This is a genomic window from Arthrobacter sp. USHLN218, assembly GCF_037144715.1.
Taxonomy (GTDB): domain Bacteria; phylum Actinomycetota; class Actinomycetes; order Actinomycetales; family Micrococcaceae; genus Crystallibacter.
Window position 1 is genome coordinate 321,036 of record NZ_JBBCYT010000003.1, and the last position, 22,464, is coordinate 343,499.

At 67.9% G+C, this 22,464-nt stretch carries 20 protein-coding genes; 4 read left to right on the forward strand and 16 right to left on the reverse strand.

The window, feature by feature from the left end; all coding sequences use genetic code 11:
- Positions 1 to 322: 322 nt before the first annotated feature.
- The 14 genes from WFH44_RS08765 to WFH44_RS08830 all read right to left on the reverse strand — a co-directional run bounded on the left by WFH44_RS08765 (position 323) and on the right by WFH44_RS08830 (position 15,067).
- On the reverse strand, positions 323 to 691 hold the full coding sequence (locus WFH44_RS08765; protein WP_336713373.1) for an RNA polymerase-binding protein RbpA: 369 nt from the start codon (positions 689 to 691) through the stop codon (positions 323 to 325).
- An 88-nt stretch (positions 692 to 779) separates the two neighbouring features.
- A complete protein-coding gene (secG, locus tag WFH44_RS08770; RefSeq protein ID WP_262104404.1) occupies positions 780 to 1,031 on the reverse strand; it encodes a preprotein translocase subunit SecG in 252 nt (83 codons plus the stop codon).
- Positions 1,032 to 1,046: 15 nt separating this feature from the next.
- Positions 1,047 to 1,862: a triose-phosphate isomerase gene (tpiA, locus tag WFH44_RS08775; protein WP_336713375.1), complete on the reverse strand. Its 816-nt coding sequence runs from the start codon at positions 1,860 to 1,862 to the stop codon at positions 1,047 to 1,049.
- Positions 1,863 to 1,950: 88 nt separating this feature from the next.
- On the reverse strand, positions 1,951 to 3,189 hold the full coding sequence (locus WFH44_RS08780; protein ID WP_336713377.1) for a phosphoglycerate kinase: 1,239 nt from the start codon (positions 3,187 to 3,189) through the stop codon (positions 1,951 to 1,953).
- A gap of 23 nt (positions 3,190 to 3,212) precedes the next feature.
- A complete protein-coding gene (gene gap, locus WFH44_RS08785; protein ID WP_336713379.1) occupies positions 3,213 to 4,223 on the reverse strand; it encodes a type I glyceraldehyde-3-phosphate dehydrogenase in 1,011 nt (336 codons plus the stop codon).
- 185 nt (positions 4,224 to 4,408) lie between these two features.
- Complete coding sequence (locus tag WFH44_RS08790; RefSeq protein WP_336713381.1) at positions 4,409 to 5,038, reverse strand: superoxide dismutase; 630 nt, start codon at positions 5,036 to 5,038, stop codon at positions 4,409 to 4,411.
- Between the two features lie 145 nt (positions 5,039 to 5,183).
- Positions 5,184 to 6,164 (reverse strand): DNA-binding protein WhiA, encoded by a 981-nt coding sequence (gene whiA, locus WFH44_RS08795; RefSeq protein WP_262104399.1) that lies wholly within the window; start codon positions 6,162 to 6,164, stop codon positions 5,184 to 5,186.
- Between the two features lie 15 nt (positions 6,165 to 6,179).
- A complete protein-coding gene (locus WFH44_RS08800) occupies positions 6,180 to 7,220 on the reverse strand; it encodes a gluconeogenesis factor YvcK family protein (RefSeq protein WP_336713384.1) in 1,041 nt (346 codons plus the stop codon).
- Positions 7,220 to 8,119 carry an RNase adapter RapZ gene (gene rapZ / locus WFH44_RS08805; protein ID WP_336713386.1) on the reverse strand — a complete coding sequence of 300 codons (900 nt, stop codon included), beginning with the start codon at positions 8,117 to 8,119 and terminating at the stop codon, positions 7,220 to 7,222. Before rapZ ends, WFH44_RS08800 begins: the two co-directional genes overlap by 1 nt.
- A gap of 86 nt (positions 8,120 to 8,205) precedes the next feature.
- Positions 8,206 to 10,257 (reverse strand): excinuclease ABC subunit UvrC, encoded by a 2,052-nt coding sequence (uvrC, locus tag WFH44_RS08810; protein ID WP_336713388.1) that lies wholly within the window; start codon positions 10,255 to 10,257, stop codon positions 8,206 to 8,208.
- The gene (locus WFH44_RS08815) at positions 10,258 to 10,926 is read right to left on the reverse strand and encodes a lysophospholipid acyltransferase family protein (RefSeq protein WP_336713390.1); all 669 of its coding nucleotides are present in this window, start codon (positions 10,924 to 10,926) and stop codon (positions 10,258 to 10,260) included. It lies immediately after the preceding gene.
- A complete protein-coding gene (locus tag WFH44_RS08820) occupies positions 10,913 to 11,668 on the reverse strand; it encodes an HAD hydrolase-like protein (protein WP_336713392.1) in 756 nt (251 codons plus the stop codon). Before WFH44_RS08820 ends, WFH44_RS08815 begins: the two co-directional genes overlap by 14 nt.
- Before the next feature lie 33 nt (positions 11,669 to 11,701).
- Positions 11,702 to 14,599: an excinuclease ABC subunit UvrA gene (uvrA, locus tag WFH44_RS08825; RefSeq protein ID WP_442892890.1), complete on the reverse strand. Its 2,898-nt coding sequence runs from the start codon at positions 14,597 to 14,599 to the stop codon at positions 11,702 to 11,704.
- A gap of 96 nt (positions 14,600 to 14,695) precedes the next feature.
- A complete protein-coding gene (locus WFH44_RS08830; protein WP_336713396.1) occupies positions 14,696 to 15,067 on the reverse strand; it encodes a GntR family transcriptional regulator in 372 nt (123 codons plus the stop codon).
- A gap of 217 nt (positions 15,068 to 15,284) precedes the next feature.
- Here WFH44_RS08830 and WFH44_RS08835 point away from each other — a divergent pair, with 217 nt between their 5' ends.
- Complete coding sequence (locus WFH44_RS08835) at positions 15,285 to 15,923, forward strand: MBL fold metallo-hydrolase (RefSeq protein WP_336713398.1); 639 nt, start codon at positions 15,285 to 15,287, stop codon at positions 15,921 to 15,923.
- Positions 15,924 to 15,958: 35 nt separating this feature from the next.
- On the opposite strand, the gene WFH44_RS08840 is transcribed toward WFH44_RS08835, so the two are convergent.
- The gene (locus WFH44_RS08840; protein ID WP_336713401.1) at positions 15,959 to 16,735 is read right to left on the reverse strand and encodes a trans-aconitate 2-methyltransferase; all 777 of its coding nucleotides are present in this window, start codon (positions 16,733 to 16,735) and stop codon (positions 15,959 to 15,961) included.
- Positions 16,736 to 16,828: 93 nt separating this feature from the next.
- Between WFH44_RS08840 and WFH44_RS08845 the strand changes: the two genes are divergently transcribed.
- Genes WFH44_RS08845 through WFH44_RS08855 form a run of 3 tightly spaced genes read left to right on the forward strand, consistent with a single transcriptional unit; the run spans position 16,829 to position 21,209 of the window.
- Positions 16,829 to 19,369, forward strand: coding sequence for a DEAD/DEAH box helicase (locus WFH44_RS08845; protein WP_336713403.1), 2,541 nt, complete (start codon positions 16,829 to 16,831; stop codon positions 19,367 to 19,369).
- 14 nt (positions 19,370 to 19,383) lie between these two features.
- Entirely contained in the window at positions 19,384 to 19,881 is a 498-nt protein-coding gene (locus WFH44_RS08850; RefSeq protein WP_336713405.1) for a GNAT family N-acetyltransferase, read from the forward strand.
- Positions 19,881 to 21,209: an alpha/beta fold hydrolase gene (locus WFH44_RS08855; protein ID WP_336713407.1), complete on the forward strand. Its 1,329-nt coding sequence runs from the start codon at positions 19,881 to 19,883 to the stop codon at positions 21,207 to 21,209. Before WFH44_RS08850 ends, WFH44_RS08855 begins: the two co-directional genes overlap by 1 nt.
- A 146-nt stretch (positions 21,210 to 21,355) precedes the next feature.
- On the opposite strand, the gene WFH44_RS08860 is transcribed toward WFH44_RS08855, so the two are convergent.
- Positions 21,356 to 22,405 (reverse strand): TerC family protein, encoded by a 1,050-nt coding sequence (locus tag WFH44_RS08860; protein WP_336713409.1) that lies wholly within the window; start codon positions 22,403 to 22,405, stop codon positions 21,356 to 21,358.
- Between the last annotated feature and the right edge of the window lie 59 nt (positions 22,406 to 22,464).

Here is a 22,464-nt window from a genome sequence, read left to right on the forward strand (position 1 = left end):
CATGGGCCGGCAGCGGGACCAGGCCGGGTGGTTGTGCAAACGAAGATCGGTAGAAGCGGCGTGCTGGCGCTGGGTTTAAAGCCGAAAAGGGAGACGAAACGGTCGGCGCGGAACCGGGCTGACCGGGCCGGGGTGCCGCCTTCTGCGGCCCGTACGTTGACGCGCCGAAGCATGCGCGCCTGCTGGGCATGAACGAGTTTCCGCCAGTCTGGCTGCGCGGGCCACGCTGCTGACTTGGATCGCGGCGGCCGGATGCATCCTCGAACAGCCGCCCGCTACTGCGCGGGTCCGCAGCCATCCAACGAGACGTTGGGTAATTACGCTAGGACCGCCGCCGATGCAGCCGGTCAAGGGCATCCTGCAGGACGCGCTCGGCTTCCTCCGGGGTGCGCCGCTCCTTCGCGTATTCCAAGTGGCTCTTGAACGGCTCATCCCCCGGCCGCTCCGCGGTCACGCCGCGCTCACGGCAGGCGGTGCGCCCGCAGCGCGGACAGTCCCATGTCTTGGGGATTTCCAGTTCGGCCAGCTCCGCGAAAACCGGCGTTGTCTCATGACCCTGCGGACACCAGTAGGTCACCGGGACCTTGCGGACGATTTCGACGGTACGGCCGGTGTCGGCCTGCCAACCTGCCAGGCCGGCCCCTGTGGACGAACCGGCGCGCACGGCTCTGAGCCCGTAGGAAGATTCCATGATGTTCATCTCCGGGTAGCACGGTGTCGTACTGCGATCTGTGGCACAAGTCTACGACCGGCCCGGAGCGAACGGGGCTAAGAATTCCTTATGCTTCGGCGCTGAAGCGCATGATCAGCCCGAGGGCGACGATGACCGTGCCCCATACCAAGCCAAGCACCACGGTGAACCTGTTCAGGTTCCGCTCGGCCACACCGGAAGATCCCAGTGACGTCGTCATTCCGCCGCCGAACATGTCCGACATACCCCCGCCGCGACCCTTGTGCAGCAGAATCAGCAGCGTCAGGAGGAGGCTGGTGATTCCCAGCACGATTTGCAGCGTGATCTTCAGAGCGTCCACAGTGGCCTTTCCCGATTAGTCCGTCACCAGATGGTGCTCGAACCTGACAATGTTAGCAAATTCGGCAACATCGAGGCTGGCGCCGCCGACCAGCACGCCGTCGACGTCGCGCTCCTTGAGGATCGCCGCCGCGTTCGCTGCCTTGACCGATCCCCCGTAGAGCAGCCGCACCCCAGCGGCCACAGCGTCGTCGTACAGATCCGAGATTTCGGCACGGATGGCCGCGCACATTTCCTGTGCGTCCGCGGGGCCAGCGACCTCACCGGTGCCGATCGCCCAGACCGGCTCGTAGGCGACCACGAGCCTGGCAGCGTCCTCGGCCGGCAGCCCCGCGAGGTCGGCCCGCAGCTGCCCGAGAGTGTGTGCCACGTGGTTGCCGGACTGCCGCACAGCCAGCCCCTCCCCGACGCAGAGGACCGGGACCAGGGAATGCCGGAAGGCGGCCTTGACCTTGGCGTTGAGCGTCTCGTCGGACTCGCCGTGGATGGTCCGGCGTTCGGAGTGGCCCACCAGCACGTAGCTGCAGCCGAGCCGGGAGAGGAACTGCCCGGAGATGTCGCCGGTGTAGGCACCCGAATCGAACTCGGAGAGATCCTGGCCGCCATACGCCACCTCGAGGTCGTCGCCGCGGACCAGGGTCTGGACGCTCCGCAGGTCTGTGAAGGGCGGGAACACCGCCACCTCGACCCGCTTGAAGTCGTGCCGGGCGTCGCTCAGGGTCCAGGCCAGCTTCTGGAGCAAAGTGATGGACTGGACATGGTCCATGTTCATCTTCCAGTTGCCGGCAATCAGCGGCGTGCGGTCGAACTTGCCGTTGGTCGAGGTAGTCACTGACTCTCCAGTCGTCTAAGGTCCGCCCCGCACGTTGCCGGGCGGGGCGGACTTTGCTTCAGATCCGTACGGTGCTGCGCGTTTGCGTTTAGCGGCCCAGTGCAGTCAGGCCGGGCAGGGACTTGCCTTCGAGGTACTCGAGGCTCGCCCCGCCGCCGGTCGAGATGTGCCCGAAGGCATCGTCGTCGAAACCGAGGCTGCGGACCGCGGCCGCCGAGTCCCCGCCGCCCACCACGGTGAAGCCATCGGTGCCGGTCAGGGCCTTGGCCACGGTACGGGTGCCGTTGGCGAAGGCCGGGAACTCGAACACGCCCATCGGGCCGTTCCAGAAGACGGTGTTGGCGGAATGGATCCGCTGCGCAAAGGCTTCGGCCGACTCCGGGCCGATGTCCAGCCCGATGCCCGTCGGGCCGAAGCTGGAGGACTCGATGTCGCCGGCCGGCACGGTCTCGTGTGCGGCGTCGGCGGCAAACTTCTCGGCCACGACGATATCCGTCGGCAGCACGAAGTCGCACCCGTTTTCCTTGGCCTTGGCCAGGTAGCCGCGGACGGTGTCGAGCTGGTCTTCCTCGAGCAAGCTGGAGGCCACTTTGTGGCCCTGGGCCGCCAGGAAAGTGAAGACCATGCCGCCGCCGACGAGGATGGCGTCCGCACGGCGCAGCAGGTTCTCGATCACGGCGAGCTTGTCCGACACCTTGGACCCGCCGAGCACCACGACATAGGGGCGCTGCGGGGCCTCGGTCAGCCGGTCCAGCACCTCCACCTCGGTGCGGACCAGGTCGCCCTGGTACGACGGCAGCAGGCTCGCGATGTCGACGACGCTGGCATGCTTGCGGTGCACCGCTCCGAAGGCGTCATCCACGTAGGCGCCCTCGCCGCCCGTCAGTGCGGCCAGCTCGGAAGCGAACTCCTGACGCTCGGCGTCGACCTTGCTGGTCTCCCGCGGGTCGAAACGCAGGTTCTGCAGCACCAGCACTTCGCCGTCCTGCAGCTCCGAGGCACGCAGGCGCGCGCTCTCGCCCACGGTGTCCTCGGCGAACCGCACGGTGAACGGCGCCAGTTCCTTCAAGCGTTCGACGGCGGGGTGCAGGGAGTACTTCTCCTGCGGTTCGCCCTTGGGCCGGCCCAGGTGAGCCATGACGATGACCCGCGCACCGGCGGAGGCCAGCTTCCCGAGGACCGGAAGCGAGGCCCGGATCCGTCCGTCATCGGAAACCCGCAGCGAGGATTCCTCCCCTTCCAGCGGGACGTTCAGGTCCGAGCGGACCAGAACGGTGCGTCCGCGGACGCCTTCGGCCAGCAGTTCATCAAGAGCGCGTGCAGTCATACCTACCCTTAGCAGTGCGTCGGTCAGCTCATCTTGGAGGCGACCAGTTCGGCCAGATCCACCAGGCGGTTGGAATAGCCCCACTCGTTGTCGTACCACGCAACGACTTTCACCTGGTCACCAATAACCTTAGTCAGTCCGGAGTCGAAGATCGAAGATGCCGGATCTGTGACGATATCCGACGACACAAGCGGATCTTCCGAGTAGGTCAGGATCCCCGCGAGGCGTTCGTCGGCGGCGGCCATCTTGTAGGCGGCGTTGACTTCATCGACCGTGACCTCGCGCGACAGCTGCGCCGTGAGGTCCGTGGCGGAGCCCGTCGGCACCGGAACGCGGATGGCGTAACCGTCCAGCTTGCCCTTCAGGTCCGGCAGCACCAGTCCGATCGCCTTGGCCGCGCCGGTGGAGGTTGGAACCACGTTGATCGCGGCGGCCCGGGCGCGGCGGAGGTCCCGGTGCGGGCCGTCCTGCAGGTTCTGGTCCGCGGTGTAGGCGTGGATGGTGGTCATGAGGGCGCGCTCGATGCCGAAGTTCTCATGCAGCACCATGGCCAGCGGGGCCAGGCAGTTCGTGGTGCAGGAGGCATTGGAGATGATGTTATGGGCCTGCGGATCGTAGTCCCGGTCGTTCACGCCCATGACCACGGTCAGGTCGACGTCGGTACCCGGCGCGGAAATCAGGACCTTTGCGGCGCCCGCGTCGAGGTGTTTGCGGGCGTCCCCCGCCTTGGTGAAGAACCCGGTGCTCTCGATGACGATGCCGACGTCGAGATCCTTCCAGGGAAGCTGCGCCGGATCCCGCTCGGCCAGCACCATGACGGTCCTGCCCCCGACCAGGAGCCCGTCGTCTTTGACCTCCACGCTTTCGGAAATACGGCCTATGACACTGTCGTACTTCAGGAGGTGGGCGAGTGTCTTGGCGTCCGTCAGGTCGTTGATCGCGACGATCTCGAGGTCGGCCCCCTGGGCCAGGGCCGCGCGGAAGAAGTTGCGTCCGATACGTCCGAATCCGTTGATTGCTACACGAGTTGTCACAGTTCCATCCCCTTCAAGTTGGGCGCCGGTTCCTGTTTACTGCTGGTCAATCATCGCCGGACTGTGGCCGGTCCGGCGTTCTACGGTAATGCTGCTTTTACCTCATTGTGTCCGTGTTGCCCGGGATGCGGAAGGCATGCCGTCGTGCCGGGCACGGGCATGCCTTCCGCATCCGCAAAAATCCGCTACTTGCCGGGAATGACCAGGGCCGCAGCACCGGAACGGGCGGCGTCGAAGCGCTTGGCCACGTCGGCCCAGTTCACGATGTTCCAGAAGGCCTTCACGTAGTCGGCCTTGACGTTCTGGTAGTCGAGATAGAACGCGTGCTCCCACATGTCCAGCTGAAGCAGCGGGGTGGTTGCGACCGGGACGCCGTTCTGCTGGTCGTACATCTGCTCGATGACCAGGTTGCCGCCGAGCGGCTCGTAGGCCAGGATGGCCCAGCCGGAGCCCTGGATGGTGGTCGCGGCACCGGTGAAGTGGCCGCGGAAGTTGTCGAACGAGCCGAAGAACTCATCGATCGCCGCAGCGAGTTCGCCCTCGGGCTTGTCGCCGCCTTCCGGGGAAAGGTTGTTCCAGAAGATGGAGTGGTTGATGTGGCCGCCCAGGTTGAACTGCAGGTCCTTGGACAGCTTCGCGGCCGCGGCGGCGTCGCCCTTGTCCCGGGCTTCGGCCATCTTCTCGAGGGCGGTGTTGGCTCCGGCTACGTAAGCGGCGTGGTGCTTGCTGTGGTGCAGCTCCATGATGCGGGCGGAGATGTGCGGCTCCAGCGCTGCGTAGTCGTAGTTGAGCTCGGGCAGTTCGTACTTGCTCACGAATATCCTCCGTAACTTTGGGCCGCCGTTAGGCGGCCATGATCGGATTGATCATCCGGCCGGCAGCACCGGCCGGAAACTTATCCTTGGCCCACGGGGCACGAACCGGGCATCGGCCCGGACATCCCCATCCTATGCATAGGCCCTACTCGTCCAACATCTCCGCGGTCACATTCGCCTCCGTGCCGGGAATACCGAGTTCGACGGCCCGCTTGTCCGCCATGGCCAGCAGGCGCCGGATGCGGCCGGCGATCGCGTCCTTGGTCATCGGCGGATCCGCCAGGCGGCCCAGTTCGTCCAGGCTCGCCTGCTTATGTGCCACCCGCAGGCCGCCGGCGTAGCGCAGGTGCTCGGGTACGTCCTCGCCGAGGATCTCCAGCGCGCGCTCGACCCGCGCCCCGGCTGCCACGGCCGCCTGGGCGGAGCGGCGCAGGTTCGCATCGTCGAAGTTGGCCAGGCGGTTGGCGGTGGCGCGCACTTCCTTGCGCATCCGGCGTTCCTCCCACACCATCAAGGCATCGTGGGCGCCCATGCGGGTGAGCAGGGCGGCGATCGTGTCGCCGTCGCGAATGACCACCCGATCCACGCCGCGCACTTCGCGGGCCTTCGCCGAGATACCGAGCCGGCGGGCGGCCCCGACGAGCGCCAGCGCCGCCTCCGGACCCGGGCAGGTGACTTCCAGCGCGGACGACCTTCCGGGCTCGGTCAGCGAACCGTGTGCGAGGAAGGCGCCGCGCCAGACCGCTTCCGCGTCCGCCGTGGAACCATTAACCACCACAGACGGAAGCCCCCGGACGGGCCGGCCGCGGGCGTCGAGCAGCCCGGTCTGCCGCGCCAGCGACTCGCCGTCCTTGACCACCCGCACCACGTAGCGGTTGCCGCGGCGCAGTCCCCCGCCGGAGACCACGATGATGTCGCTGCTGTGCCCATAGACTTCCGCGATCGCTGTGCGAAGGCGCCGTGCGGTCGCGGCCAGGTCCACCTCGGCCTCAATCACGATCCGCCCGGAAATTATGTGCAGTCCCCCGGCGAAGCGAAGGGTCGCCGAAACCTCTGCCTTGCGCACTTGGGACTTCTTGATGTCCAGGCGGGAAAGTTCATCTTTGACCGCTGCAGTCAGCGCCATGCATCTTGTCCTTACTCATTCATGCTCCCCGGCAAAAATGTCGTGATAGGCCGTCGCAAGCCTCAGCGGATCATGCACCGCGCGCCGGCCGGGGGTTCCCACTCTACCGAACACCACGGAGGCGCCGAGACGGCCGGCGGCGGATTCGAACTCCGCGCGGTCGCCGACTGCGAACGGATCGGCGAGCACCGCGTCGAACTTCATTCCGGGGGCATAGCGGTGCAGCGCGGCCAGGTGGTCCGCGGCAGTCATGCCGGACGTCTCCTTGGTGTCGGTGGCCAGGTTCATGGTCAGGATCCGGCGCGCCGGCGACGCGCACAGGGCGTCGCGAAGCTGCGGCAGCATCAGATGCGGCAGGACGGAGGTGTACCAGGACCCCGGGCCCAGGATGATCCAGTCCGCCAGCTCAATGGCGTTCAGGGCCTCTGCGCAGGCCGGCGCGTCGTCAGGAATCAGCCGCACGTCGTTGACCCGGGCATTCCGGCCGGCGGCCGCCAGTTTGGACTGGCCGGAGATCGTGACGCTGCGCAGCCGGCCCTCCGCGTCTTCGGTCAGCACGTCGCCCTCGATGGTCAGCGGAACGGTCGCCATCGGCAGGACCTGGCCGCGGGCACCGAGCAGCGCACCGGCCCACTGCAGCCCGGCCACCGGATCACCGAGGAGTTCCCAGAGGGTGACGATGAGCAGGTTGCCCAGGGCATGGTTGTCCAGGCTGCCGTCCACGGTGTCGAGCGACTTGAAGCGGTGCTGCATCACGTCGCGCCATGTCTGGCCCCACTCGGTGTCGTCGCACAGCGACGCCAATGCCATCCGCAGGTCTCCCGGCGGGAGGACGCCCAGCTCGCGGCGCAGGCGGCCGGAGGACCCGCCGTCGTCCGCCACCGTCACGATGGCGGTGAGTTCCGTGGTGAGCAGGCGCAGGGCGGCCAGCGAGGCGGAAAGACCGTGGCCTCCGCCCAAGGCGACGACGGACGGCGGATTCGGGCCCCGCGAACCGCCGGACCGGTCCGGCTGGGCCACCGGAATGCGCGGCAGCGGCCCTGTCAGCAAAGCCACTATTCGCGCCCCAGGTCCCGGTGCTGGACCGCAACCTTGACGCGCGGAAGCTGGGCGAGCCGCTTGGCGAGCTCCTCGGCCACGGCCACGGAGCGGTGCTTGCCGCCGGTGCAGCCGACGGCAATGGTGGCGTAATGCTTGTTCTCCTGCCGGTAGCCCTCGAGCACCGGTTCCAGGGCGAAGACGAAGCGCTTGATGAACTCCTCCGCCCCGGACTCGACCAGCACGTAGTCGCTAACCTGCTTCTCCAGGCCGGTGTGCGGCCGGAGCGCGGGAACCCAGTGCGGGTTGGGGATGAAGCGCGCGTCCGCGACAAAGTTGGCGTCCACGGGCAGGCCGTACTTGAAGCCGAAGCTCATCACGTTCAGCCGGAGCACGATGGGGCCGGAGTCCGAAAACAGCTCGGTGACGTTGGTGGCGAGCGTGTGGACGTTCATGTCCGTCGTATCGATGACGAGGTCCGCGGCGTCCTTGAGCCCGGCCAGGAGCTCCCGTTCGGCGGTGATGCCGTCCGAGATCCGGCCGTCGCCCTGCAGCGGGTGGGGCCGCCGGCCCTGTTCGAAGCGGCGCACCAGCACATTGTCGCCGGCGTCGAGGAAGAGCACCCGGAAGTTGATCGCGCTGGCCCGCAGGCCGTTGAGGGCTTCCCTGATGTCGCGGTGCAGGTTCTTGCTCCGCACGTCGACGACGACGGCGAGCCGGGGCAGCGAGTCCGGCATCCGCGAGACCAGCTCGGCGAGCGTCCCCAGCATCTGCGGCGGCAGGTTGTCCACCACGTACCAGCCGTGGTCCTCCAGCGCGTGCGCCGCGGTGGTGCGGCCGGCCCCGGACATGCCCGTGACCACCAGCAGTTCGGATTCTTCCGGTTTCACCGGCGTGAGATCCTCTTCCTCCGACATTAAGCCCGTCCTGTTCCTTGTTTCCCGCCGTGCGGTAAGCCGCCAAGGAGACGGCCCTTCATCGCGGCGGACGTTCCTAAGCCTAACTAAGAATCGACGATCTCGCCGGTCGCCATGTTGAGGACCGGGGCCTGCGGTTCCGCGGCGGCGTCCGGGGCCAGCTGGCGCCTGATGGACGCCGCCAGCGCGGGTCCTACGCCGGGAACCAGCAGCAGTTCCTCAACGCTGGCCGCCTTGAGCTTGCGGGCGGAGCCGAAGTGCTTCAGCAGCGCCTTGCGCTTGGCCGGGCCGAGGCCTGGCACCCCGTCCAGGACGGACTCCGTCATCGACTTGCCGCGCTTCTGGCGGTGGTAGCTGATGGCAAAACGGTGGGCTTCGTCGCGGATGCGCTGCAGGAGGTAGAGGCCGTGGGAGGCGCGCGGCAGGATCACCGGGAAGTCGTCGTCGGGCAGCCACACCTCTTCGAGCCGCTTGGCGAGGCCGACGACGAAGACATCGGTGATGCCAAGGTCGGCCAGGGCACGGGACGCCGCGGCGACCTGGGGCGGCCCGCCGTCGACCACGACCAGGTTGGGCGGGTAGGCGAACTTGGTCCGGGGTGCCTCGGTCGTGGTGTCGGCCAGCGGCTCCACGGGCGCGGCTTCCGCGTTTTCGCCCGCACCGGCCGATTGCGGCGTCCCGGCAGGAGCCGCAGGCTTCTCTGCCTCGGGTTCGGACCCGCCGGCCGGCTGCGCGGTCTTGTCCGCCAGGTAGTGCCGGAAGCGGCGGCTGATCACGTCGTACATGGCGGACGTGTCGTCGCGGGCGGCCTCGCCGTTAATGGAGAAGCGGCGGTAGTCCGCCTTCTTGGGCAGCCCGTCCTCGACCACCACCATGGACGCGACCACGTTGGTGCCCTGGACGTGCGAGATGTCGTAGCACTCGATCCGCAGCAGCGCGACGGGGAGGTCGAGCGCCTCCTGCAGCTCCTGCAGGGCGGCGGACCGGGTGGTGATATCGCCGGCGCGGCGGCTCTTGTGCAGCGCGAGGGCCTGCTCGGCGTTCTGCCGCACGGTGTCGAGGAGGGCCGCCTTGTCGCCGCGTTTCGGGACGCGCAGTTCGACCTTGCGGCCGCGGAGGCCGCGCAGCCACTGTTCCAGCTCCTCCCGGTTCTCGGGTTCCACCGGGACCAGCACCTGGGGCGGAATGCGGTCCGGGTCCTCGCCGTCGCCGTAGACCTGCTGGAGGAGGTGCTCGGCCAGGTCCGCGCGCGTGGCATCCTCGACCTTCTCGACGACCCAGCCGCGCTGGCCGCGGATGCGCCCGCCGCGGACGTGGAAGACCTGGACCGCCGCCTCGAGCTCGTCTTCGGCCAGCGCGAAGATGTCCGCGTCGGTGTCCTCGCTCAACACCACGGCGTTGCGCTCGAAGACCCGCTTGAGGGCGGCGATGTCGTCCCTGTACCGGGCGGCCGCCTCATAGTCGAGTTCCGCGACGGCCGCCGCCATCTTCTTGTCCAGTGCCCTGATGAAGCGGTCGGCCTCCCCGCCCATGAACGCGCAGAACTCACCCGCCAGCGCCTTGTGGTCCTCCGGCGAGATCCGGCCGACGCACGGTGCCGAGCACTTGTCGATGTAGCCCAGCAGGCACGGCCGCCCCGTCCGCTGGGCGCGGTTGAAGACGCCGACGCTGCAGGTCCGGACGGGGAAGACCCGGAGCAGCGTGTCCACCGTTTCGCGGATGGCCTTCGCCGGATAGAACGGGCCGAAGTACTTGGTGCCCTTGCGCTTGTCGCCGCGCATGACCTGGACCCGCGGGAACTTCTCGGACATCGTGACGGCCAGGTAGGGGTAGGACTTGTCGTCCCGGAACATGATGTTGAAGCGCGGCGCGTACTCCTTGATCCAGGTGTACTCCAGCTGGATGGCCTCGAGCTCGCTGCCGACCACCGTCCACTCGACGGAAGCCGCCGTGTGCACCATCGCCCGCGTGCGCGGCATCAGCGAGTCCGGGTTGGCGAAATAGCTGTTGAGCCGGGAACGCAGGTTCTTGGCCTTGCCCACGTAGATGACGCGCTTGTGCTCATCCCGGAACCGGTAGACCCCGGGGTTGGTGGGGATTTCCCCCGGCCGCGGCCGGTAGGAGGAGGGCAGCGCCATCTAGCCGGCCTGCCTCGACTGGTTATAGGTGCCGGCCCTCTGCTGTCCTGTCAGGTCCGCGATGGCGTCCATGATTTTGTCCGTGGCTGCCCGGCGGGCCGGCAGCGAGTGGTCGGGCCCGGTCTTGTCGAAGTACAGCGGTGCTCCGACCTTCAAGGTGAAATGCTGGGGCTTGATCATGTTCCTGTCTGCCGGCTGGAGCCGCTCCGTGCCGATCAGTCCGACAGGCACGACAGGCGCACCGGTGGTCAGTGCGAGCCAGCCCACTCCCGTCCTTCCACGGTACAACAATCCGTCGCGGGAACGCGTGCCCTCCGGGTAGATTCCGAAGGCCTGGCCGCGCTCGAGGATCTCCAGCGCCGTCTGCAGCGCGGCAACACCGGCGGCCTGTTCTCCCCGCTCCACCGGGATCGATCCCACGCTGTTGAAGAACCACCTCATGACCGCGCCTTTCGGACCGCGGGCGGTGAAGTACTCGGACTTCGCGAAGAAGGCGACCTTGCGCGGCATCAGCGCCTGCACGATGACGCTGTCCAGGAAAGACAAGTGGTTCGGTGCGACGATGACGGGTCCGCTGCGCGGAAAGTTTCCGAGGCCTTCGACGGTTGGCCGGCAGGAGGCGCGGATGCCTGTCCTAAAGGCAAAGCGCGTGCCTTCAAAGAGTTCCATGTCCGGCGTTTTCCTCCGCTGTGTCCATGCTTGTGTCCATGCTGCCGTTGTCCTTGCCGTCTTCCCCGCCGGGCGCCCGCAGACGCGCGTGCAGCTCGTCCGCCGACGCCGCCACCGTCGTTGCCCCGGCCGCGGCGAGTTCGCCGTTGGCGGCGAATCCCCAGCCGACTCCCACGGCCTCGATGCCGTGGTGCGTTGCCGCCTCGATATCGTAGTGCCGGTCGCCGATCATCACCGCGCGGCCGAACCGGCCCGCGTAATGTTCCAGTGCCTCAGCCAGGATCGGGATCTTCCCGGAGTCCGGTCCTCCCGCACCCTCCACATCGTCGAGCGCGGCACCGTGGATGCTGCCGAAGTATCCGGCCAGCCCCTGCACCTTGAGGAGTTCGACGGCGATCGGCGTCGGCTTCTGCGTCACCACGGCGAGCAGGGTCCCCCGGCCCTTGAGGTCTTCCAGCAGCGGCACGATGCCCGGATACACGTGGCTGGCCGCCATGCCCGCCGCCCGGTAGTCCGCCCGGTAGAGCCGGATGACTTCGGGAACCTCGGCTTCGGGCACCCTGGCCAGGAACCGCAGCGACTCCCCCAAGGGAGGACCGACCATGGCGTCCAGCACGCGCTGGTTCGGAACGGGCAGCCCGCGGGCCTGCAGCGCCCGGCCGATGCCGCCGGTGATGGCTCCGGCCGGGTCCACGAGGGTCCCGTCCAGATCAAACAGAACCAAGTCCGGCAAAGAAGTCACCTAGGCATTTTTCCATACCCCGGAGGGGCTTCGTTACTGCAGGATCTCGGCCAGGAACCTCCCCGTGTGGCTGCCCTCCGCCCCGGCGATCTGCTCGGGCGTGCCGGTGGCGATGATCTGGCCGCCGCCGGAGCCTCCATCCGGGCCGAGGTCCAGGACCCAGTCGGCGCTCTTGATCACGTCCAGGTTGTGCTCGATCGTGATCACGGTGTTGCCCTTCTCAACCAGGGACTGCAGGACGCCCAGCAGCTTGCGGATGTCCTCGAAGTGCAGGCCGGTCGTCGGCTCGTCCAGCACGTAGATGCTGCGCCCGTTGCTGCGCTTCTGCAGTTCGCTGGCGAGCTTCACGCGCTGCGCCTCGCCGCCCGAGAGCGTCGTCGCCGGCTGGCCGAGGCGCACGTAGCCGAGGCCGACGTCCACCAGGGTGTTCAGGTGCCGGGCGATCGGCGTGAAGGCGGCGAAGAACCCGGCGGCCTCCTCGATCGGCATGTCCAGCACGTCCGCGATGGACTTGCCTTTGTAATGGACCTCGAGGGTCTCCCGGTTGTAGCGGGCGCCGTGGCAGACCTCGCAGGGCACGTAGACGTCCGGCAGGAAGTTCATTTCGATCTTCAGCGTTCCGTCGCCGGCGCACGCCTCGCAGCGGCCGCCCTTCGTGTTGAACGAGAACCTGCCCGGCTGGTAGCCGCGGACCTTGGATTCGTTGGTCTCGGCAAACAGCTTGCGGATGTGGTCGAAGACGCCCGTATAGGTCGCCGGGTTGGACCTCGGGGTACGGCCGATCGGGCTCTGGTCCACGTGGATGACCTTGTCCAGGTGCTCCAGGCCTTCGACCCTGGTGTGGCGTCCCGCCACCTGCTTGGCATTGTTGAGCTTGTTCGCCAGCACCTTGTACAGGATGTCGTTGACCAGCGTCGACTTGCCGGAACCGCTGACCCCGGTGACCGCGGTCAGCACGCCCAGCGGGAACTGCGCGTCGATGCCGCGCAGGTTGTTCTCCCGCGCTCCGACAACCTTCAGCTGGCGCTTCCGGTCGATCTTCCGGCGCTTGGCCGGAACCTCGATGCGCCTGCGGCCGGCCAGGTAGTCGCCGGTGATGGACTTCTCGTTGTCCAGCAGCTCCTTCAGTGAACCCGAATGCACTACCTCGCCGCCGTGCTCGCCCGCACCGGGGCCGACGTCGACAATCCAGTCCGCCTCGTGGATGGTATCTTCGTCGTGCTCGACGACAATCAGGGTGTTGCCCAGGTCCCGCAGCCGGGTCAGGGTTTCGATCAGCCGGCGGTTGTCGCGCTGGTGCAGGCCGATGGACGGCTCGTCCAGGACATAGAGCACGCCGACCAGGCCCGAGCCGATCTGAGTCGCCAGCCGGATGCGCTGGGCCTCGCCGCCGGACAGCGTGGCGGCCGGGCGCTCGAGGTTCAGGTACTCCAGGCCGACGTCCAGCAGGAACTGCAGGCGGGCACGGATCTCGATCAGCACCTGGTGGCCGATCTGCGCCTCCCGGTCCGTCAGGACCAGCGCATCCAGGAAGGACAGGCATTCGCGCAGCGGGAGCGCCGAGATCTCGGCGATCGACTTGCCGCCGATCAGTACCGACAGCGACGCCGGGTTCAGCCGCGCGCCCTTGCACTCCGGGCAGGGGATGTCCCGCATGTACTGCTCGTAGCGGTCCCGTGCGTTGTCCGACTCGGTTTCCAGGTGCTTGCGGTGGATGTACTGCACGGCGCCTTCGAAGCCGGTGCTGTACTTGCGTTCGCGGCCGAAGCGGTTCCGGTACTGGACCACGACCTTGTAGTCCTTGCCATGCAGCACCGCCTTGCGGACATCCCTGGACAGCTTCCGGAACGGGTCGTCCATGCTGAAGCCGAGCTCGTGCGAGAGCCCCTCGAGGAGGCGGTTCCAGTACTCGCTGGTCGCCTTGCCCAGCGACCATGGCGCGATGGCGCCTTCGGCCAGGCTGAGGTCGGGATCCGGGACCACCAGTTCCTCATCCACCTCGAGCCGGCTGCCGATGCCGGTGCAGACCGGGCAGGCGCCGAACGGGTTGTTGAACGAGAACGACCGCGGTTCGATTTCGTCGATGGCCAGCGGGTGTTCGTTGGGGCAGGCCAGTTTCTCGGAGAAGGACCGCGTCCGCTGGGGATCCTCGGCATCCAGGTCGACGAAATCCACCAGCACGCGGCCTTCCGCCAGGCCCAGCGCCGTTTCGATGGAGTCCGTGAGGCGCTGGTGGATTCCTTCCTTCACGACCAGGCGGTCCACCACCACCTCGATGGTGTGCTTGAACTGCTTACCCAGCTTGGGCGGGTCCGACAACTGGATGAGGTCGCCGTCGACCCTGGCCCGCGAGTAGCCCTTGGCGGAGAGCTCCTTGAACAGGTCGACGAACTCCCCCTTGCGTCCCCGGACCACCGGGGCGAGGACCTGGAACCGCGTGCCGTCCTCGAGCTCCTGCAGCTGGTCCACGATCTGCTGCGGCGTCTGCCGCGCGACCGGCTCGTGGCACACCGGGCAGTACGGTCGGCCTACGCGGGCCCAGAGCAGGCGGAGGTAGTCGTAGATCTCGGTGATGGTGCCGACGGTGGATCGGGGGTTCCGGCTGGTGGACTTCTGGTCGATGGACACCGCGGGCGAGAGGCCCTCGATGAAGTCCACGTCCGGCTTGTCCACCTGGCCCAGGAACATGCGCGCGTATGAGGAGAGCGACTCGACGTAGCGGCGCTGGCCCTCGGCGAAGATAGTGTCGAAGGCCAGCGAGGACTTGCCGGAGCCCGAGAGGCCGGTGAAGACAATCATCGCGTCGCGGGGCAGGTCAAGGTCCACATTGCGCAGGTTGTGCTCGCGCGCTCCCTTGACGATCAGTCTGGAAAGGTCCCCGCCCGCGGGTCGCGCGAGGCCGGATTCAGTTGATTCAGTCGCTTTTAGCACAGCTTCCACTCTAATCGAAAATGCGTTCGAAAACGTAACCATGGGCTCCGGACGCCCGGAGCTGCGGACAGGACCCGTCCGCTATGACCAGGAGGGTCAGCCCTCCAGGGCGGCCTTCACCGCGGCCAGTGCGGTTCGGGTTTCCACGCCCTGGGACCTGGCGACGGCGGCGAAGCGGGCCGCGGCCTCCGCCAGCAGCTGGGCGGTCTTGTCGCCGCCGGCGCTGACCACGGTCCCCGCCCGCCCGGCGGTCTTGACCCGCCCGGCGGTCTCGAGTTCCCGGTAGGCCCGCGCCACCGTGTGCGGCACGATCCCCAGATGGTCCGCCAGCCGGCGCACCGGCGGCAACTTGGTGCCCACCGCAAGTTCGCCGTCGTCCGCCGCTTCGATGATGCGCAGACGCAGTTGTTCGTAGAGCGCAACGGAGCTTTCCTTGTCGAGCCGCCAGTCGAATTGGTCGGCCTCCATCCGCTGTCCACCCTTCCGCGCGCCCGATACAGAACCCATCGAATCTACGCCGGGGCCGCGCCGCCGGGCAAGGCGTTTCACTCTCGGCGCACCCTGTGATTCCGGACGCACCCTGCCCTTCCCGGCGCACCGCGGAGGCGGTGATGGGGCGGCGCACAGGCCACATCCGGCGGCCCGCCCTTCCCCGGCACCCGGGACACGTGCTTAGACTGGCCCCATGTGGGATCTTCGGGACATCACCATCCGTTCAGCGTCCGTCAGCGAGATGGACAACAACGTCTACCTGCTCACGTCGAAGCAGACCGGCGCCCAGGTGCTCATCGACGCCGCCGACGACCTGCCCGCCATCCGCCGGCTGCTCGCCGACGGCGCGGCGGACTCCGCGGTGGGGGCCAAGGTCGGGCTCGTCGTCACGACGCACAGCCACTGGGACCATGTCCGCGCCCTCGCGGAAACCGTTGAGGCCACGGGCGCCCGCAGCGCCGCCGGAGCCGAGGACGTACCGGACATCGAAGTACCCACCGATCTGGCCCTCGGCCACGGCGACCCCGTCGAGGTCGACGGCATCACCCTCGAGGCCATCAAGCTGCGCGGCCACACGCCCGGCTCGGTTGCCCTGCTGTACCGCGACCCGGACGGCCCCGCGCACCTCTTCAGCGGCGATTCCCTGTTCCCCGGCGGCGTCGGGAACACGCAGAAGGATCCCGCCCGGTTCACGTCGCTGATGAACGACGTCGAGGAGCGCGTTTTCGGGTATCTCCCGGACGACACGGTGGTGCACCCCGGGCACGGCAAGGGCACCACGCTCGGCGCGGAGCGCCCGCACCTGCCCGAGTGGCGCGAGCGCGGCTGGTAGCCCGGCCCGGCGGCAGCCGCTCAGAAGCGGCCCGCTCAGCGCTTCCGCGCCACGCAGAAGATGCGCCGGAAGGGATAGACCGTCCCGTGCGCTCCCGGCGGATAGGCGGCCCGCAGTTCCGCCGCATACTCGGCCTCGAACTCGGCCGCCTCCTGCGGTGCAAGGGCCGCGAGGACGGGGCGCAGGCCCGTGCCACGGACCCAGTCCAGTACCGGGTCCTCCCCCTGCAATAGGTGCAGGTACGTCGTTTCCCAGGCATCGGCGTCGTACCCGGCATCCTGCAGGAGCCCCAGGTAGTCCGCCGGCTCCCCCACCGCATCCTCGTGGCGCAGCACCCCGTCCAGCTGCTTCCTCCATCGGCCGGAGGCAGCGAGTTCCCGCATGAGCACATGCGACGGCGCGCCGAAGTTCCCCGGAACCTGGAAGCCGATCCACGCACCCGGGTCCAGCCGCTGCGCCCATTGCCGCAGCAGGGCCCGGTGCTGCGGCACCCACTGGAAGGCCGCGTTGGACACGAGCACGTCCAGGCCGCCCGGCGGCGTCCAGTCGCCGATGTCTCCGACGCGGAAGCCGAGGTTGGGCAGGACGCTCCCGGCCCGGGCGGTGCGGACCATCTCCGCGGAGGAATCCACGCCGGCCACCTCGGCGGCGGGCCAGCGCCGGGCCAGCGAGGCGGTCAGCTCGCCGTTGCCGCAGCCGAGGTCCACGACCAGCCGCGGGTCAGGATGGAGGATCCTGGCCGTCAGGTCGAAGAACGGGCGGCTCCGTTCGTCCGTATACTCGGCGTACTTGGCGGGATCCCACGTGAACATGGACGAGCTCCTCGGTCTGATGGGGGCCTAATGGGGTGCCGGGGCATGCAGGGCCAGCGTAGTACGGCAGAAGGCCGATAGGCTGGTAAGGCGATGAACCTACTTGACCAGCTGAGTGCAGCCGAAACTTCCACCCCGGACGACATCTATACCGCCTTCGTGGAGTGGACGGAGCACCGCGGGATGTCGCTCTACCCCGCGCAGGACGAGGCCGTCATGGAGCTGGTGACGGGCAACAACGTTATCCTGGCCACGCCCACCGGCTCGGGCAAGTCAATGGTGGCGGTGGCGGCGCATTTCCATGCGATGGCCGGAGGTGCGCGCAGCTACTACACGGCTCCCATCAAGGCGCTGGTCTCGGAGAAGTTCTTCGCGCTGTGCGACATCTTCGGGCCGGACAATGTCGGCATGGTTACGGGCGACTCATCGGTCAACCCGGATGCCCCGGTCATCTGCTGCACGGCCGAGATCCTGGCCAACATCGCCCTGCGCGAGGGCGCCGCGGCGGACCTGGGCACCGTGATCATGGACGAGTTCCACTTCTATTCGGACCCGCAGCGCGGCTGGGCCTGGCAGGTGCCGCTGCTCGAGCTTCCGCAGGCGCAGTTCCTGCTGATGTCCGCCACACTGGGCGACGTGACGCGCTTCGAACGGGGGCTGACGGAGCTCACCGGCCGGCCCACCACCACGGTCAGCTCGGCGGAGCGTCCGATCCCGCTGCACTACTACTACGTGCAGACTCCGGTGCAGGAGTCGCTCGAGGAACTGCTCAGCACCCGCCAGGTGCCGGTCTACGTGGTCCACTTCAGCCAGCTGGAGGCCATCGAGCGGGCGCAGAACCTGATGAGCATCAACGTCTGCACACGCGAAGAGAAGGACCGGATCGCGGAGCTGATCGGCGGCTTCCGCTTCGCGCCGGGCTTCGGCAAAACGCTCAACCGGCTGATCCGGCACGGCATCGGGGTGCACCACGCGGGCATGCTGCCCAAGTACCGGCGCCTCGTGGAGCAGCTGGCGCAGGCCGGCCTGCTGAAGGTCATCTGCGGCACCGACACCCTGGGCGTGGGCATCAACGTCCCGATCCGCACGGTCCTCCTGACGGCCCTGAGCAAGTACGACGGCGTCCGCACCAGGCTGCTCAACGCCCGGGAATTCCACCAGATTGCCGGCCGCGCGGGCCGCGCCGGCTACGATACGGCGGGCACCGTCGTCGTCCAGGCCCCGGAACACGTCGTGGAAAACGCCAAGGCGATGGCGAAGGCGGTGGCCAAGTTCGGCGACGACCAGAAGAAGCTGCGCCAGGTGGTGAAGAAGAAGCCGCCGACAGGGTTCGTCACGTGGGGCGAGGCCACCTACAACAAGCTGGTGGAGAGCGATCCGGAACCGCTGTCCTCGAGTTTCACGGTCACGCATGCCATGCTGCTGAACCTGCTGGAGCGGCCGGGTGACCCGTTTGCCGCCGCCAAGCGGCTGCTGACCGAGAACCATGAGACCCGCGCCACCCAGCTCAAGCTGATCAAGCGGGCGCTCGGCATCTACCGGGAACTCGTCGCCTCCGGCCTGGTGGAACGGCTGGACGAGCCCGATGCCTCGGGCCGCCGGGTCCGGCTGAAGGTCCACCTGCAGCCGAACTTCGCCCTCAACCAGCCGCTCTCACCCTTCGCGGTGGCAAGCCTGGAGCTGCTCGACCCCGAAAGCGGCTCCTACGCACTGGACGTCGTGTCCGCCATCGAGGCCATCCTCGAGCAGCCGCGGCAGGTCCTCTCCGCCCAGGAGAAGAAGGCCCGCGGCGAGGCCGTGGCGGCGATGAAGGCCGACGGCATCGAGTACGAGCAGCGGATGGCGCTGCTGGACGAGGTCACCTATCCCCAGCCGCTGGGCGAGCTGCTCCAGCAGTCCTTCGACGTCTACCGCAAGGGCGCGCCCTGGCTGGGCGACTTCGAGCTGGCGCCCAAGTCGGTGATCCGGGACATGTACGAGCGCGCGATGAACTTCAGCGAGTATGTCCAGTTCTACGGCCTGGCACGCTCCGAGGGCATCCTGCTGCGCTACCTCACCGACGGCTACAAGGCGCTCCGGCAGACCGTGCCGACGGAAGCGCTGCGCGAAGACCTCGAGGACATCATCGCCTGGCTCGGCGAACTGGTCCGGCAGGTGGACTCCAGCCTCCTGGACGAGTGGGAGGAACTCGCCGCCGGCGTTTCCGCGGCCGACCTCGCGGCGGAGCACGCCCACGAGTCGGTCCTCACGGAGGCCCCGCCGAAGCTCACCGACAACGTGCGGGCCTTCCGCGTCATGGTCCGCAACGAACTGTTCCGCCGCGTCGAGCTATTCGAGGCAGAAAACGAAGAAGCTCTCGGGGAACTGGACGCCGACGCGGGTTGGGACGCGGACCGCTGGGCGGACGCCATGGACGCGTACTTCGATGCCCACGATGACCTGGGCGTAGGGCCGGACGCGCGCGGCCCGCAGTACCTGTCCATCGAAACGGGATCGACCGAGTGGAAAGTCCGCCAGATCTTCGACGACCCGGCCGGAGACCACGACTGGGGCATCAGCGCCGTCGTCGACCTCGCCGCCTCGGACGAGCTAGGGTCCGCCGCGGTGCGGATTACCGCCGTCGGCCAGCTGTGAATAGGATGCCAATCATGAGCCAGATCCGCCCCGCCGCAGAAGCAGATGTCCCCGTCATCCTGGACCTGATCCGGGAGCTTGCCGTGTATGAGAAAGAGCCGGACGCCGTCAAGACCACGGAAGCCCAGCTCCGCGACGCCTTGTTCGGCGCCAGCCCCGCCGTCTTCGCCCACGTGGCCGAGGACGGCGGCGGTATCCAGGGTTTCGCCCTGTGGTTCCGCAACTTCTCCACCTGGGAAGGCGTGCACGGCCTGTACCTGGAGGACCTCTACGTGCGGCCGGAGGCACGCGGGACGGGCTACGGCAAGGCGCTGCTGCAGACGCTGGCCCGCCACGCCGTCGACAACGGCTATGCCCGGGTGGAATGGTCCGTGCTGAACTGGAACGAACCCTCCATCGGGTTCTACCGCAGCCTCGGTGCCCGCCCGCAGGACGAGTGGTCGACCTTCCGCCTCACCGGCCAGGCGCTGCAGGACTTCGGCGCGGCCAGCCCGGCCGGAGCGCGCGCCTAATGCACGACGGCGCCGCGCACCGGATCGGTGCGGAGCACCGGATGCGCGGGGTGCGGTCCGTGGAGCACTTCTTCACCGTGCCGCTCGTCCACGCGGACCCGTCCCGCGGAACGATCGAGGTGTTCGCACGCGAATACACCTCTCCGGAGCACGACTCCGTCCGGGACCTGCCGTGGCTGCTGTTCCTGCAGGGCGGGCCCGGGGGCCGCGGCAACCGCGTGACCTCGCTGAGCGGCTGGATGAAGGAGGCGGCCCGGCACTTCCGCATCCTGATGCTGGACCAGCGCGGGACGGGACTCTCCTCTCCCGTGAACCGCCAGACCCTGCCGGCCCGCGGCGACGCCACGGCGCAGGCAGAGTACCTGATGCACTTCCGGGCCGATTCCATCGTGGCGGACGCCGAACTGATCCGCCGGGCCCTGGGCAGCGGCCCGTGGACGGTGTTCGGCCAGAGCTACGGCGGCTTCTGCACGCTCAGCTACCTGTCCTTCGCGCCCGAGGGACTCCGCGAGGCGCTGCTCACGGGCGGCCTCGCCCCGCTGGCCGGGCACTCGGACCGGGTCTACAAGGCCACGTTCCAGCGGGTCGAGGCGCGCAATGCGGAGTACTTCGAACGCTATCCGCAGGACCGCGCCGTCGTGAACCGCATTGCCCGGCACCTGGCGGACGTACCGGAACACCTGCCCACCGGCGAACGCCTCAGCGTCCGGCGCTTCCAGATGGCCGGCTCGTTCCTCGGCGGCAACACCCGCTTCGACGCGCTCCACTACCTCCTCGAGGACGCCTTCACCGCCACGCCCGAAGGTCCCAGGCTGTCCGACGGCTTCCTGGAGCAACTGGGCCAGCTGGCCGGCCGGGCCTCGAACCCGCTCTACGCGCTCATGCACGAATCGATCTACGCGCAGCACGAGGCCAGCGACTGGTCGGCCTGGCGGGTACTCGAGAGCCACCCGCAGTTCCTGCCGGAGGCCGGCGACCTGTTGCTGACCGGCGAGATGGTCTACCCGTGGTACTTCGAGGAGGACCCGGCCCTGGTACCGCTCCGCGCCACCGCCGGCCTGCTGGCCGCCAAGCAGGATTGGCCGGCCCTCTACGACCTGGACCGGCTCGCCGCCAACCGTGTTCCGGCCGCGGCCGCGGTGTACCGCGACGACATCTACGTGGACCGGGACCTCTCGCTGGAGACCGCGGCCCGGGTGGCCAACCTGCAGGTCTGGGAGACCGCGGACTTCCACCATGACGGGATTTCCGACGACGGCGAGGCCATCTTCCGCCGGCTCCTCGCCATGGTGCGCAACGGCTCGGGGACCTCCAGGCAGCCTGCGTAGCCAGGCCGGAGCCACGGTTAAAACGCTACGGCGCTGAAGGGGCGGCAGGTTTTCCTGCCGCCCCTTCAGCGCCGTTTTGCCGTCCGGGGAATCCGGGTCGGGCTTAGCCCGCCGCGGATTCCCCGGCCGAACGAAGGCCGGGCTGGCTACCGCTCCTCGATCCCTGCCTTCTCCTCCGGGTGCCGGCTGGCCTCGATGTCGGCAGCGAGCTCTGCGTCGATCTTGGCCTGCTTGGCCGCCGGGCTGAGCAGGCTGGCCACCGTGGCGACCACCAGGGTGCCGATGATGACGCCCAGCGAAAGGCCGGTGGAGATCTCCGGGATCCACTCGATGTGCTGGCCGCCGTTGATGAACGGCAGCTCGTTCTCGTGCAGGGCGTGGAAGATCAGCTTCACGCCGATGAAGGCGAGGATCACCGAGAGGCCGTGCTTCAGGTAGACCAGGCGGTCCATCAGGCCGCCGAGCAGGAAGTAGAGCTGGCGCAGGCCCATCAGCGCGAAGATGTTCGCGGTGAAGACGATGAACGCGCTCTGCGTCAGGCCGAAGATCGCCGGGATGGAGTCGACCGCGAAGAGCAGGTCGGTCATGCCGATGGTAATGAAGACCATGACCATCGGCGTGAACATGCGCTTGCCGTTGACCGTGGTGCGCAGCTTGTTGCCATCGTAGTGCTCGCTGACCGGCAGCTTCTTGGTCAGCTTCTGGACGAGGCCGCTCTCCTGCTCCTCGTCCTCGCCGGAGTCGGTGGCCTGCTTCCAGGCGGTCCAGAGCAGGAAGGCGCCGAAGATGTAGAAGACCCAGCTGAAGTGGGTAATGACGGTGGCGCCCAGCAGGATGAAGATGCCGCGGAGGATCAGCGCGATGATGATGCCGAACATCAGCACTTCCTGCTGGTACTTCCTCGGGACCGAGAACCTGGCCATGATGATGATGAACACGAACAGGTTGTCCACGCTGAGGCTGTACTCGGTGATCCAGCCTGCCACAAACTCCTGGCCGTAGTCAGGACCGGCCTGCCAGAACAGCATCCCGGCAAAGATCAGGGCCAGGGCCACGTAGAAGCCGACCCAGAGGCCGGCTTCCTTCATGGACGGCTCGTGCGGCCGCTTGACCACATAGAGCAGGTCGAACAAAAGGATGGCGCCCAAGACCACAAAAGAGGTGATCTCGAAGGGCAGGGATAATTGGTCCGACACGGAACCTTGCCTTTCACAGGTGATGCCGCGCGGTGTGGCCGCGCGGGGGTACGGGTGTT